Source organism: Neolewinella maritima (assembly GCF_923081025.1).
In the GTDB taxonomy this organism is placed as follows: Bacteria; Bacteroidota; Bacteroidia; order Chitinophagales; family Saprospiraceae; genus Neolewinella; species Neolewinella maritima.
On sequence record NZ_CAKLPZ010000002.1, the window covers coordinates 678269 to 691871 of the forward strand.

Annotated in this window: 12 protein-coding genes; 4 read left to right on the forward strand and 8 right to left on the reverse strand. The window is 62.1% G+C overall.

Annotated features, from left to right (window positions below; genetic code table 11):
- Positions 1-27 precede the first annotated feature (27 nt).
- Genes recG through MJQ68_RS11180 form a run of 3 tightly spaced genes read right to left on the reverse strand, consistent with a single transcriptional unit; the run spans position 28 to position 5274 of the window.
- Entirely contained in the window at positions 28-2157 is a 2130-nt protein-coding gene (gene recG / locus MJQ68_RS11170; RefSeq protein WP_238751193.1) for an ATP-dependent DNA helicase RecG, read from the reverse strand.
- 51 nt (positions 2158-2208) lie between these two features.
- Complete coding sequence (rlmB, locus tag MJQ68_RS11175; RefSeq protein ID WP_238751194.1) at positions 2209-2946, reverse strand: 23S rRNA (guanosine(2251)-2'-O)-methyltransferase RlmB; 738 nt, start codon at positions 2944-2946, stop codon at positions 2209-2211.
- A gap of 9 nt (positions 2947-2955) precedes the next feature.
- Positions 2956-5274, reverse strand: a complete 2319-nt coding sequence (locus MJQ68_RS11180; protein ID WP_238751195.1) for a CotH kinase family protein — start codon at positions 5272-5274, stop codon at positions 2956-2958.
- On the opposite strand from MJQ68_RS11180, the gene MJQ68_RS11185 reads away from it, so the two are divergent.
- A complete protein-coding gene (locus tag MJQ68_RS11185; protein WP_238751196.1) occupies positions 5203-6210 on the forward strand; it encodes an aldose 1-epimerase family protein in 1008 nt (335 codons plus the stop codon). The two genes, MJQ68_RS11180 and MJQ68_RS11185, sit on opposite strands and share 72 nt — an antisense overlap.
- Before the next feature lie 2 nt (positions 6211-6212).
- Here the strand turns inward: MJQ68_RS11185 and MJQ68_RS11190 are convergent, their stop codons facing one another.
- Together MJQ68_RS11190 and MJQ68_RS11195 are read right to left on the reverse strand one after the other, a co-directional pair.
- A complete protein-coding gene (locus MJQ68_RS11190) occupies positions 6213-7481 on the reverse strand; it encodes a DUF4350 domain-containing protein (RefSeq protein ID WP_238751197.1) in 1269 nt (422 codons plus the stop codon).
- Entirely contained in the window at positions 7474-8151 is a 678-nt protein-coding gene (locus tag MJQ68_RS11195; RefSeq protein WP_238751198.1) for a DUF4129 domain-containing protein, read from the reverse strand. The genes MJQ68_RS11190 and MJQ68_RS11195 overlap by 8 nt, the downstream gene beginning before the upstream one ends.
- 128 nt (positions 8152-8279) lie before the next feature.
- Between MJQ68_RS11195 and MJQ68_RS11200 the strand changes: the two genes are divergently transcribed.
- Complete coding sequence (locus MJQ68_RS11200; RefSeq protein ID WP_238751199.1) at positions 8280-8612, forward strand: DUF2853 family protein; 333 nt, start codon at positions 8280-8282, stop codon at positions 8610-8612.
- Here MJQ68_RS11200 and MJQ68_RS11205 read toward each other — a convergent pair.
- Together MJQ68_RS11205 and MJQ68_RS11210 are read right to left on the reverse strand one after the other, a co-directional pair.
- Positions 8603-9259, reverse strand: a complete 657-nt coding sequence (locus tag MJQ68_RS11205) for an SDR family oxidoreductase (protein WP_238751200.1) — start codon at positions 9257-9259, stop codon at positions 8603-8605. The two genes, MJQ68_RS11200 and MJQ68_RS11205, sit on opposite strands and share 10 nt — an antisense overlap.
- Before the next feature lie 9 nt (positions 9260-9268).
- Positions 9269-10117 (reverse strand): alpha/beta hydrolase, encoded by an 849-nt coding sequence (locus MJQ68_RS11210; protein WP_238751201.1) that lies wholly within the window; start codon positions 10115-10117, stop codon positions 9269-9271.
- 118 nt (positions 10118-10235) lie between these two features.
- Between MJQ68_RS11210 and MJQ68_RS11215 the strand changes: the two genes are divergently transcribed.
- Both MJQ68_RS11215 and MJQ68_RS11220 read left to right on the forward strand, forming a co-directional pair.
- A complete protein-coding gene (locus tag MJQ68_RS11215; RefSeq protein WP_238751202.1) occupies positions 10236-11474 on the forward strand; it encodes an acyl-CoA dehydrogenase family protein in 1239 nt (412 codons plus the stop codon).
- 14 nt (positions 11475-11488) lie between these two features.
- A complete protein-coding gene (locus tag MJQ68_RS11220) occupies positions 11489-13174 on the forward strand; it encodes a M23 family metallopeptidase (protein WP_238751203.1) in 1686 nt (561 codons plus the stop codon).
- On the opposite strand, the gene MJQ68_RS11225 is transcribed toward MJQ68_RS11220, so the two are convergent.
- Positions 13152-13493, reverse strand: a complete 342-nt coding sequence (locus tag MJQ68_RS11225; RefSeq protein WP_238751204.1) for an ArsR/SmtB family transcription factor — start codon at positions 13491-13493, stop codon at positions 13152-13154. The genes MJQ68_RS11220 and MJQ68_RS11225 overlap by 23 nt on opposite strands.
- Positions 13494-13603: the final 110 nt, after the last annotated feature.

Sequence of the window (13603 nt, forward strand, 5' to 3'; positions counted from 1 at the left end):
TACCTCGCGTACCGGGCCGTTTTTGTGTCAGGAAATCAGGCTCCAGCCCTTCACCGTTTTCATGTGGTGCTCCAGGTAGCGTCCCAGCAGTAGGTGCTCCGGCCGCTGCAGTTTGGGATCTTGCTCCAGGATATCCTTGGCGCGGTCGCGGGCTGCGGAGAGGATACGGCCGTCCTGCGCCAGATCGGCAATGCGCATCTGCAGTACCCCGCTCTGCTGGGTGCCGTCGATCATGCCCGGGCCGCGGAGCTGCAGGTCTGCCTCGGCGATCTTGAAGCCGTCGGTGGTGTCGACCATCGTCTTGATCCGCTTGCGGCTTTCCTTGCTCAGCTTGACGCTGGACAGGAGGATACAGAAACTCTCCTCCGCCCCCCGGCCCACCCGACCGCGGAGCTGATGGAGCTGGCTGAGGCCGAAGCGCTCCGTGTGGACGATGACCATGATGGTGGCGTTGGGTACGTTGACGCCCACCTCGATGACGGTGGTGGCCATCATGATCTGGGTCTCGCCGTTCTTGAAGCGGGCCATCTCGAAGTCCTTATCCTGCGGCTTCATCCTGCCGTGGACTACGCTGATCTGGTAGTCCGGCCGGGGGAAGCGGTCAAGCATCTCGTCGTAAGCTACTTCGAGGGCGAGCAGGTCCAGCTTTTCGTTCTCTTCGATGAGGGGGTAGACGATGTAGGCCTGCCGCCCCTTGGCGATCTCTTCCCGGATGCGGCCGAAGACCCGCTCGCGCCGGTGCTCGGTGAAGTGGACGGTCTTGATCGGCGTACGGCCCGGGGGCAGCTCGTCGATCACGCTGACGTCCAGGTCACCGTAGGCCGTCATGGCCAGGGTACGGGGGATGGGCGTGGCCGTCATGACCAGCACGTGCGGCGGGTAGGGGGTGTTCTTCTTCCACAGCTTGGCCCGCTGCTTGACGCCGAAGCGGTGCTGCTCGTCGATGATGGCCAGGCCCAGGTTCTTGAAGACGACGGGCGGCTCGATCAGGGCGTGGGTACCCAGCAGAATATCGATGCGCCCCTCCGCCAGCTCCTCCAGCAGTTCGCGGCGGGCCTTACCCTTTACGCTGCCGGACAGGAAGGCGACCCGCAGGTCCATGCCCCTGAGGTAATCCTGGATCGACTCGTAGTGCTGATAGGCCAGTATCTCCGTCGGGGCCATCATGCAGGCCTGGAAGCCGTTGTCGAGTGCCATGAGCATGGACATCAGACCCACCATGGTCTTGCCGGAGCCTACGTCGCCCTGGAGCAGGCGGTTCATCTGGATGCCGCGACCCAGGTCGTGCCGGATCTCTCGCAGCACCCGCTTCTGGGCACCGGTCAAAGTAAAGGGGAGGTGCTGGGTAAAGAAGGTATTGAAGTGCTCCCCGATCTGCCCGAAGGCGTAGCCGGCTACCCGGGCCTCCCGGCTCACCTTGAGTTGTAGGAGCCGCATCTGTAGCAGGAACAACTCCTCGAACTTGAGCCGGCGGCGGGCGGCTTCCAGTTCCTCCTGGTTGCCCGGCAGGTGGATCATGCGCACCGCATCGTAGTGCGACAATAGGCGAAGCTCCTCGATGAGGTAGGCAGGCAGCATATCCGGCAGATCGGCGGGGCTGAGCTGGTCGATGATGGCCCGGATGAGTTTGCGGCGCCCACGGGTGTCGAGTCCGCGCTTATTGAGCTTTTCGGTGCTGGCGTAGACGGGCTCGAAGGTGGCAGCGTCTTCGGTCACGGCGCGCTTGGCCAGCTCCATTTCGGGGTGGGTGATGCTGAGCTTGCCGTTGAACTCCTCGACCTTGCCGTACACGACGTACTCCTCGCCGATCTGGTAGGTGCGGTCCAGGTAGTTGATGCCGCGAAACCAAACCAGCTCCAGCGCCGCGCCGCTCTCGTCGCGCAGGCGGCCGACCATGCGCTGCTTGCGGTTCTCACCCCGGCGGGTCAGGGTGACGAGCTTGCCCTTGAGCTGTACGTTGCCCTGGTCGGGCAGGATGTCGATGATCTGATGAAACTGCGTGCGGTCTACGTAGCGGAAGGGGTAGCTATACACGAGGTCGCCGAGCGAAAAGATCTGCAGCTCCTTGGCGAGCAGCTCCGCCTTGGCCGGGCCGATCCCCTTCAGGCTAGCGATGCCGCGGTCGAGCAGACCGGCCTTGGAGGTTGCGGGAGACATGGGTTTTTTAAAACAATTTGGGGTAAATATAAGTCGCCCCGCGTTCTCCGGCTAGCTGCGCGCACGCATCGCCTCAAAGAGCAGGATACCGGCGGCCACCGATACGTTGAAGCTGTTTAGTATGCCGGCCTGGGGCAGTTTAAAGGTGGTGTCGGCCTTGCGCGCTACGCCCTCACTGATGCCCTCGTCTTCGGCCCCCATGACGATACAGAGCGGACCGCTGAGCGATACTTCGTGTAGGTAGCGCTCCGCATTCAGGTCGCTGGCCACTACCTGCACGCCGCTCAGCTGCAGAAATTCTACGGTATTGACCATGCTCTTGTGGCGGCATACGGGGATGCGGGCCAGGGCCCCGGCACTACTCTTTACGGCATCCGCGGTGAGTCCGGCACTGTTCTTCTGGGGGATGATGATGGTCTGCGCGCCGCACACTTCCGCCGAGCGCGCGATGGCCCCCAGGTTGCGTACATCCGTCACGCCATCTAGGAGCAGAAACAGCGGGGTCTCCCCCCGTTCGTACACCTGCGGCAGAATATCCTCGATGCGCTGGTAGGCTGCGGCTGCCAGTTGGGCCACGACGCCCTGGTGGGTGCCGCGCACCATTCGCTGCAGTTTCGCCTGGGGGATCAGCGTCATGGGTACTTCGTGCAGTTTGCAGGCCTGCCGCAGTTCCTTCTCGAACTCTCCCCGGGTACCCTGCTGCAGAAAAACCTTGTCCACGGGCTGTCCGGCGGCCAGGGCTTCCAGTACGGGATGGCGGCCGTAGATAAGGTCTTCACGTTGCTTCATCGCGCAAAATTACATTCCTTCCGGGCGGGGCCGCTGGTGCAATGTTTTGGCCAGGCCTACCACGAGCAGTACAGCTACCCCGATACTGATGCGGGTCCAGTAGGTTTGTCGGGGTACGAGGGCGGTTTGCAGGTGGGTGGGGTTAGCCGTGCCGGGGGTGCCGGGGCCAGACTCGACGACCCAGTGCTCGGGCTGTACGTTGTCCAGGCCGGGGAGGGCCAGGGCGTAGGTGAAGCTGCTATCCGCCTGATCGTCCAGCCGGTAGCTCAGGGCGTTGACGTAGCTGCCGTCGCCGGCGTAGAGCCCGATGCGGTCGCCAGACTTATTGAGTCCGAAGGGGAGGCCGGTCAGGAAGTCGGGGGCCAGGGGGTAGGTCTGGCGAAACTTATCCTCCTTCTCGCATACCACCAAGTAGCCCCCGGCCGGTAGACTGGTGGGGGGGAAGGTGTACCGCCGCCGGCTGTCGTCGGTCAGGTACCAACCCGTCAATTTTACCGGGCCGCTGCTGCGGTTGTGGAGCTCGACCCAGTCACCACCGGCTTTGCTGCGGGGGCAGAGCTCGTTGATGATGACCTGATCCGCCAGGGGGTGCTGGACGGCTTCGAAGCGGGCGATGAGATGATACGCCCGGTCGCGTGCCAAGTCGAGCGTGATGTCGCTGCCCTCGAGATCCGTCCCGTCCCACCCCGCGAAGCGGTAGCCGGGTTCGGCTACGGCGTGCAGGCTGAGGGGGAAGTTGGCGAAGTACGCACCGTTCAGTCCGTCGCTGCCGACCTGTAGGTTGTCGTTAAGTACGACATAGCCGCCCCGCCGCGCCTGTAGGCTGACGGTGCGATCCGCCCCCGCCCGGAAGTAGTCCCGCAGGTGCTCGCGCAGGTAGGTGGGCCGCAGTTGTCCGAAGCGACGCAATTGCTCGAGGTGGTACTGCCACTGCTTCGGCGACTGCTCCCAGCGGGCGAGGTGACGGGGCATCTCGTCGGTCACGCCGTCGATCATAATTTCGGTCAGCTCCGCAACGGCCTCGGGGCTGAAGTCGCTGTGGAGGTAGTCGAGCGTACGGTTGACGAAGGTGCGTCGGTAATCGGGATTGGTGAGTAACCGGCGCTGGAAGAGGGTAGACCAGGGCGGGTTGGGCCAGCTCGGTCCGGCGGGGTCGGTATTGAAGGCCAGGGTATTGATGGTCCAACCCTCCCGGCGGTGTAGACCGAAGCCCTGGTCTACGTCGTACAGCAACCAGCGGAAGCGCTGTCCGGGTCCGTCCGGTCGCCAGTAGCGAATATTGCCACCGGCATCCCGGTTGTCGAAGTAGGTCTGGGCGATCTGAAGCCGTTGGAAGTTATCAATGTCCATCAGCTCACCGAGGCGGGCGAAGGTAGCGGGATCGCGCAGGTCCTGGGTAGTGATAAACACCTGCAGCTGCCGGTACGCCCGGATGGAGCCGTGCTTGAGGGTTTGCTGGTGCTCCAGTAGGCTGAGGGAGTCTTTCTTGACCCCCTTGTGGTGGTCGGCCAGGTAGCGGGGGTTGATCTTTTCGCGCAGGTGGTACAGGCCCCAGTAGGTACCGTTGAGGTAAACGTGGACCGGGCGGGCGGCCTGGAGGTCCATGTCCCAGCTGGGGTCGACGAGCAGGCTGGTGAGCAGGGCATCGCGAATAAAACTGCGGCCCCAGTCGCTGCCGCCGTTGCGCACGACGAGGAAGCGGAAGTCGTCGGGTCCGTCGTCGCCGAAGAGGGGGTAGTCAATGCGCTTGTTGCCGTACGTCTTGCGGCCAGAGAGAGAAAAGGACTTCTGGGGGTGCATGCGGCTTACGCCGCCGAACATGCGCAGGCCCAGGGTGCCATCGTGTACGACCGTGCCGTCGGCTTCGATGAGGTCTACGTGGGCGGGGTGTTCGGCGTGGGTCCACCAGTTGGCGCCCTGAGGGTCCCAGGCACCGAGGCCGTCGTCGGGGCCGGGCATGAACCAGCCGGAGGTGGTCGAGAAAAGTCGCCAGGGATCGATCCCTACCGATACGGTAAGCAACTCCGTAGCGGGCTCGCCGATCAGGTAACTGGCTCCCACCGTCCGGCCCTGCTGCACGAACCCGCTAAAGCGCGCAGCGCGGACGACCTGGGAGGTACTGACTGGAATGGGGGTGCCGTCGTACACGGAAGAGCGTGGGGTGGGGGTGCTGCCGTCCGTGGTATAGAACACCGCACCCGCGGCCCCGCCCGCAATCCGTACCTGCTGCGTCCGCGCGTAGATACCCGGGGCGGGATGGAAGGACAGGGTATCCTGCGCGCCGGACAGCAACGGAAGGAAGAGGACGAAGAGAAGGATACCACGCAAGCCGTAAACGCCTTAATTGAGTACTTTGGGGGCAACCAATTTACTACCTTCTTGATGCACAGCCTGGAAAACGACCTGCTCCGAATAACCGTGAACGCAACCGGTGCCGAACTGACCAGCCTGGTGAAGCGGGACACCGGACAGGAGTATATCTGGAGTGGCGACCCGGCCGTGTGGGGTAGTACCGCACCCGTCCTGTTTCCGATCATCGGCACCCTCAAGGATGGTAAAACGCAGATCGAGGGCAAGGAGTATGCCATCCCGAAGCACGGCATCATCCGGCACAGCGACAAACTGGAGCTGTACTCCAAGCTGGAGGACCGGCTCGTGTTCCGGCTCTGCTCCGATGAGGAAACCTACGCCCAGTACCCCTATCACTTCGACTTTCGCATCACCTTCCGGCTGCGCAACGAGCACCTGATCGTGTACCACGAGGTGATGAACCGCGACAACCGGCCGATGCTGTTTCACCTGGGGGGACACCCGGCCTTCCGGGTCCCCTTCTTCGACGGCGATAGTTACGAGGATTACGTCCTGCGCTTCGAGCATGCGGAAGACAGCAAGAGCTACCGGGTCACCGATGCCGGTACGGTCAGCACCACCGATACCCGTCCCGTACCCTGGACGGAGGGCGGCAAGGTGCTGCCCCTCACCCATGAGCTATTCGCCGAAGATGCGCTGGTATTCAAGGATCTGGAGTCGCGCAGCGTGAACCTGGAGAGCCGTACCCACGGTCCTGTCCTCAAGGTGGACTATGCGGGCTGGACCCACCTGGGTATATGGGCAAAGACCAACGGAGACTTTGTCTGCATCGAGCCCTGGATCGGTCTGGCGGACGCCGCCGAGGGCGATGGCGTATTCGCGCACAAGGAAGGCATCGTACAACTGGAGCCGAACGAAGCGTACGAGATGAGCTACGATATCAAGATTTTGTAGGCTCACACCCCGTACAGCGGTTCGATAGCGCGGTAGAACCGCAGCAGATCACCGTCCTCCAGCTTCTTTCCGGCGCGCACTACGCGGATCTCGGTCAGCGCCCGTTCGACGACAGCCTCCGGGAGTCCGGTCCGTTCGGCCAGATCGGCGGGTGGGGGTTGGCCCTCGGTCCAGCGTACGCCCCGCCGGTGGTTGAGATGGAAGCGCAGACTGGCCAGTTCCCGCTGGGCCAGGGCGGCGTGGTTCCCCTTCTGGTAGACCAGCCGGCTAATGGTATCGATGAAGCGCTTGCTGCTGTTCTCACGCGGGGGAATGATGGGGATGACCCGCTGCCGCCGCCTGCCGCGGAAAACGACGAATAGAAAGACCCCGGTCAGCAGGGTGTACCAGGCGAAGGCCAGTTCACGTCGCTCCTGAATGTAGCGGAGCGTAGGATTGCCCTCGAGCAGGTTGCGACCACCGGTGTAGTCACGCTGCACGGTCTGCGGGCCGCTGCTGGGGTCCTGCCGGTACCGCCGGTGATATTCATCCCAGTATACGGGCCCCTCGCCGATCACGGAGAGCATCGTCTCGGGGTAGCGGTAGGCCTGGGAGTCGACCAGGAACCAGTTGGTGAAGTAGATGGGGTTGGCGTGGAAGTAGAAGTTGCCCTCGCCCCAGCCCAGGCGCACGAAGTTTATGCCGTGGGTGTCGAGTACGCCGAGCACTTGGTTGTCGAGCGCCTCGTCGCAGAGTAAGCGGTCGCTCACCGTATGAAGACTGAATCTGGCCGGCTTCCGGTACCGCACGCAGACCAGGGAAAAGCTGTCACCCGCGGGGTAACGATAGGCTACGGTCGAGTCGACCTGTACGGTCGGAAACCGCTCGTCGCTGTAGTAGCTATAGTCTTCGAAGGCTTCATAGTAGCAGTCGTCACCGAAGAGGTGGTATGCCAGATCTTCGGGTACCTCGTTGGCGGCCAGGAAGACCGTATTGCCGCGCTCTACGTAGTCGAGCAGACCCGTAACGGCCTGCTCCCGGTACTGGGCGGAGTGACCGACGAAGAGGTAGTTGGTGCCGGTGACGGAGTCAAGCTGCGCTAGATCACTGCTGTCGGTCAGCAGGTGAATGCCCTCGGGGCGGGCGGCCAGTAGCTCGTACAGCCCGTACAAACCGTAGGGCTCCCTGCCTTCGTAGTCGTAGGTTTCGTACCAGGGGGTAGCGGGGCAGCCGCACAGACTGAGTACCGCCAGACCACCGATCAGGATGTGCCATGGGGATGCCTTAGTCATGGCTGGCCGTTGTGGTGGGTACCGCGATCTGCTCGCTCAGGGTACGAAAGTCCCGCTCGACCAAGCGGTAGCTCAGTCGGTCGATGGCGTACCTACCGTACCAGTACCGCTCATACGCTTCCACGACGCGCACGAAATCGGTCCGTAGGGGGTGGTCCGCGAGTTGCTCTCGGTAGTCGCGGTTGCTGTAGTCGCGCCGGTAGCGGATCAGGCCGGCGTCCTGGAGGGATTTGAGCGCATCGATATAGCGTAAGCGTACCGCGATGTCGTACTGTCCGGCGGCCTCGGCCCGCTCCAGCATGCTCAGGGAGACCCCCTGCTGCATGAGTTCTTCTTCTACGATCTCCTGTACGGTTACTCCCGTTGTGGGGGGCGTAGCCTGTTGCCGTCGTTTTACCGCCAGGTCACCCAGAATACGGTAGATCAGAAACCCCAAACCCAGCACTAAGGCCAGGGCGATGCCCACAACGAGCGGGGAGCGGAAGCTGCTCAGGTCAAAATCGAAGCGGACGGGCGCTGCGGGCTCCTCGACTACTTCCTCCTCGGGCTCATAGGTGAGTTCTTCGCGGAGCTCCTGATGCCGGGTAGCTGGAAAGAGATCTGACCCGTCTCCTCCCTGCGCCCCCAGTGGAGCATAGAACAATAGCAGGAGTGGGAGTAGAAGTCTCATCAGTACGGACGAAGATACGCAGGGGTGGAGGCAGGCAGCGGTAGGCGGGGTGGCTACAGCAGTTTTCTTTACATTAGAGTTTTTCTCACCTGTCTGGTTCTTCCGGACACCAAGCTCCCCCTGTACGTATGAGTAAATTTGATGAACGCCTTGCCGTCTACGAGACCGCCCTGGATAAAATGGACAAGAACGCCGATAAGGACCTGCTCCGTAAGGTCGCAAAGGGCCTGGGGCCCTCCATCTACAATAGCGATGCCAACAAGGTAGCCTGTAGCGACAAGGCCGAACTACAGCGCGTCGTAGATAACCTTTGCATCAAGAAGCTCGGTATGACCGACAAAGAAAAGGCCATGGATGCCGTGCAGACCGTCTGCAAGAAATACGTAGATCGCGCCAAGCACCGCACCGTATTCTACTACCTGGTGGTCAAGGAGCTGGGTATGGAGAGCCACTACGGCTGATCCGCCCGCAGCACGATCCGTCCGGTGAGCCCCTGCGTCACCGCCCGGTAAACTAGTGCCGCTACCTCCGCTGCTGCCAGCATACGGGGCGGGAGTTCCTGCCCGTCCCAGCTGCTCGTCAGGGTAGCCCCCGGGGCGATCAGGGTAGTGCGGACGCCACTACCGATCAGTTCCTGCTCCCAGCCTTCATACAGGGCGCGTAGCGCCTTCTTAGTGGCCGCATAGGCGGTCATGTGAGGGGAAGTATCGTCGGTTGACGTAGAGCCGATCACCAGCAGGTGGCCGGACTTCCGATCGCGCATGGCCGGCAGTAGCTGCCGGGCCAGGCGGTGATTGGCCAGTACATTCAGGGTGAAGGATTCGCCGAATACATCACGGGTATCCAGCAGACCCCCGGGCGCGAAATAGGCCGCGTTCAGTACAACTACGTCGTAGGTACCCGTAAGCTGCAAGTCCTCGGTCAGGTCGGCCACCAGTACCTCGACGTGCTCGCCACACGCTGCCTTTAGACTAGCTAGTTGATCACCCGTACGCGCTACGGCCGTCACGGTATGCCCCGCCTGCGCGAACGCCTCCGCACACGCCCGGCCGATCCCCCGTGAGGCACCGGTGACGAGTACCCGCAGGGGCTGAGGCATATACTCCATGGGGAGGACTCAGTACTGGTGAAAGGCCTGGGATACGAAGCCGAGTACCTCCGGCAGGGATTCACGCCAGTAGGTCCAGCTGTGGGCCCCGTCGCGTACGCGGTATTCGTGGGGTACTTCCTTTTCGCGCAGGAGGATGTGTAAGCGGCTGTTGCCCTCGTAGAGAAAATCATCGTCGCCGCAGTCGATGTACCAGCGCACGCTGCCAAGTTGCTCGGCATCTCCGTTCTCCACCTGAGCCAGCGCACTGTAGCGGTTGAAGTACGCCTTCATAGTGGCCTCGTCGAAGGTGTCGCCGTTGCGTTGCAGCCGCTCGGCGTAGGCATCCTGCGTGAGCTCACCCACCCAGGCACTCAGGGGGGCGGCGCTGGAGAATAGCTCCGGGTGGTGCATGGCGTAGATGAGGGTACCGCCACCGCCCATCGACAGGCCGGCTACGGCGCGATAGCGTTTCTCGCCCCGAATGCGGTACTTCGACTCTACCTCCGGCATCAACTCTTCAAAGAAGAAGTCCTCGTAGCGAAAGTCTCCTCCGATGCTATTGTAGTAGCCCCGCTTTCCGGTGTTCGCATCCGGCATGATGATGATCATCGGCGTAGCCGTACCCTCCCGAATGGCCTTGTCGGCGATGTGACCAACCTCGCCGAACTGTACCCAGCCCGTCTGATCGTCGCCCGCCCCGTGCAGGAGGTACAGGACGGGATAGCTACGCGTATCGGTCGCGTAGCCGGGGGGGAGGTAAACGGCATAGGCGCGCTCCATACCCAGGATGTCCGATTGCATGGTGACCCGGTCGTTTACCTGGCCGGTCTGGGCAGCTAGCGGTAGGGCGAGGAGTAAGCAAAGGTATTTTAGCATGATCGGTGTGCTTGGTGCGTGGGGTAAAGTAAGCGAAAAGCTACTTAGGCCGGGGCATTGCACGCCGAGTGTACGCCTGCGCCGTATCTTTACCCAAGTGCCCTAAAGCCGATCTATCATGCCCGAAACCACCACCACTCACCATAACGTCACCAAGAAGGAGGACTTCCACCAGCAGGCCCGTGCCGACCGCTACCAGTTTCACGACTACTACCTGGTGGATGACCTGTTCGAGGATTACCACCGCATGGCCCGACAGTCCGTACGCGACTGGGTCAAGGCCGAAGTGAGCCCCATCATCGAGGATGCCGCCATGCGCGGTAAGTGCCCTACCCACCTCTTCAAGGGGCTGGCCGAGGTCGGTGCCTTCGGACCAAGCCTGCCGGTAGAGTACGGCGGCGGCGGCATGGACGAGATCGCCTACGGCGTGATCATGCAGGAGCTCGAGCGCTGCGACAGTGGCCTGCGCTCGATGGCTTCGGTGCAGGGCAGTCTGGTCATGTACCCCATTTACAAGTACGCCACCGAGGAGATCAAGCAGAAGTACCTGCCCAAACTCGGCAGCGGCGACTACATCGGCTGCTTCGGACTCACGGAGCCCAATGCCGGCTCCAATCCCGGCGGCATGCTCACCAACATCGTAGACGATGGTGATGCCTACATCCTCAACGGAGCCAAAATGTGGATCACCAACAGCCCCATCGCCGACCTGGCCGTGGTCTGGGCCAAGGACGAGGAGGGCAAAGTGCGTGGCATGGTTGTAGACGCGGACAGCCCCGGCTTCAGCGCCCCAGAGATCCACGGCAAGTGGAGCCTGCGGGCTAGCATCACCGGTGAGCTGGTTTTCGATAACGTACGGGTACCGAAGGAGAACGTATTTCCCGATATCCGGGGACTACGCGGTCCGCTGAGCTGCCTCAGCAAGGCCCGCTACGGCATCGCCTGGGGTGCCATCGGTGCGGCCCTCGACTGCTACGACTCCGCGCTGCGGTACGGACTGGAGCGCGAGCAGTTCGGTAAGCCCATCGCCGGCTTCCAGCTCCAGCAGAAGAAGCTCGCCGAGATGATCACCGAGATCACCAAGGCCCAGCTCCTGGCCTGGCGCCTCGGCACCCTGGCCAACCGGGGAGAAGCAACCCCCGCCCAGATCAGCATGGCCAAGCGCAACAACGTACACATGGCCCTAGAGGTAGCCCGCGAAGCCCGTCAGATCCACGGCGGCATGGGCATCACCCACGAGTACCCCATCATGCGCCACATGATGAACCTGGAGACCGTGCTGACCTACGAGGGTACCCACGACGTGCACCTGCTCATCACCGGACACGACATCACGGGGATCAATGCATTTGGCTAGGTAGCGACTTCCCGATGATCAGATTGATTTGCCTAGGCCTATTCCTGCTGTATAGTCTGGGGGTATCCGCCCAGTATACCCCACCCCTGAGGGGCCCCCTCCTGGTCACCGGCACCTTCGGGGAGCTCCGCAGCGATCACTTTCACGGCGGACTCGACTTTCGTGCAGCGGTAGGCACACCCGTCTACGCCGTACAGGAAGGTTACGTGAGTCGCATACGGGTGAGCGGCGGCGGGTACGGTCAGGCGGTGTACATCGACCACCCGGACGGCAAACGCAGTGTATACGGCCACCTGGAGGTACTTGCTCCCGCGTACCGGGATACTATACGAGCATTGCAGTACGCAGGTGAATCCTTCGAGATCGATCTGCGGCCCGATTCCCTGGCCTTCCCCGTACGGCAGGGACAGCAGATCGGTGGGGTAGGCAACCGGGGCTTCAGTTTCGGCCCCCACCTGCACTTCGAGATCCGTGAGTCGGCTACGGATGCACCGCTCAATCCGCTGTCGCTAGGCTTTGCGGTGCCCGATACCCGCAGTCCGCAGCTGCGTAAACTCAGGGTGTACAGTCTGGATGCCCGTGACCACCCCGTAGCGGAAACGGAGTACGATCTGCTCGATGGGAGTCTGCCGGATACCGTTCGGGTAAGCCACGATAGGGTAGGACTGGGCTTCCAGGCATTCGACCGGCAGAACGCCATGCCCAACCGGAACGGGATCTACGCCGCGGCACTCCACATCAATGAGCGCAAGACCTTTTCCTTTGTCTACGACCGCATCGCCTACGAGGATACCGAATACCTGAACGCGCTGACCGATTACAGTGCCTGGAAGCAACGGTCCTCGTGGTACTACCTGCTGTATGCGCGGACGCCGGATGCCGTGTTCTGGCGTGACACCACGCAGTCCCTACTTACGGAGGATGGCATACAGGAGCTGTTACCGGGTGAGCCCGTGACCGTAACGGTAAGCGTGCGAGACTTTGCCGGCAACACTTCGCACAAGGAGTTTATCCTGCTTTACACTCCGGATACTGCGGCACCAATAGCTCTCCGGGCACCGCCCCCGTACACATATGACCTGCCGGCGGGGGAGCCCAGCGTGATCGATACGGGTGGAATGCGGCTAGAACTGCCCGCCCAAGCGCTCTACGACGACCTGTACTTTGCCTACACCCGGCTGCGCGATACTTCAACCAACTACCTAAGCGATGCCCACCGGCTACACGATGTGTACACCCCTTTGCACGGTCGGGCGCGCCTGAGTCTATCTCCCCGCGAGCCGGTACCGGTGGAGCTGCAACAGCGTGTCTACCTGGCCAGGTGTGGTAAGGACGGCACTTACCGTAGCGTCGGCGGAGCGTGGGAGGGGGAGCAGCTGGTGAGCTCAATCGGTAGCTTCGGTACCTACGCCTTACTGCTGGATACCGTGCCCCCCACCGTGCGCATCGAACGCTTTCGGACCGATCTGCGGCGGGCGGCGGGCTTCAGCCTGCTGCTGGAGGAAGCGGCGGGCGGTACGCTCAGCTACCGGGGTACGGTGGACGGGACCTGGGTCTTGCTGGAGTACGATGCGAAGTCGGGACGACTATCACACACCTTCGAGCCGGGTGAGATCGCGGCCGGTCAGCATACGTTCCTGCTATCGGTCACCGATGCGCGCGGCAATGAGCGGACCTTTACTCGGGGTTTCCGTCGGTAGGCAGGGTGAGGGCCTGCAGTACGGCCTGTACCTGGGTCAGCCGCTCCCGCTGGAGGGTATAGTAGATGAACTTGCCGTTGCGCCGGTAGACCACCAGCTGGGTCTTGCGTAGGATAGCAAGGTGCTGGGAGGCGACGGACTGTTCGATCCGCAGACTCTGGTAGATCTCGGTGACGGTGAGCCGCTCCGCCGAGTCAAGTAATTCGAGGATCTGGCGACGCAGGCTGTGGTTGAGTGCCCGGATGAGGGCTACGGCCTGCCGGAGCTGGTTAAGGTCGATGACGCCACTGGGGTGGGGGGAAGCGGGGGACTTGGCCATCTGTAGAGTGGATTGGCCGTAGGAGACTGCTTACGGGTAGAGTAATATACAAAAAAAAGCCTTTAACAGTTAAGTCAAAGGCTACATAACAAACACTATGAACAACACAA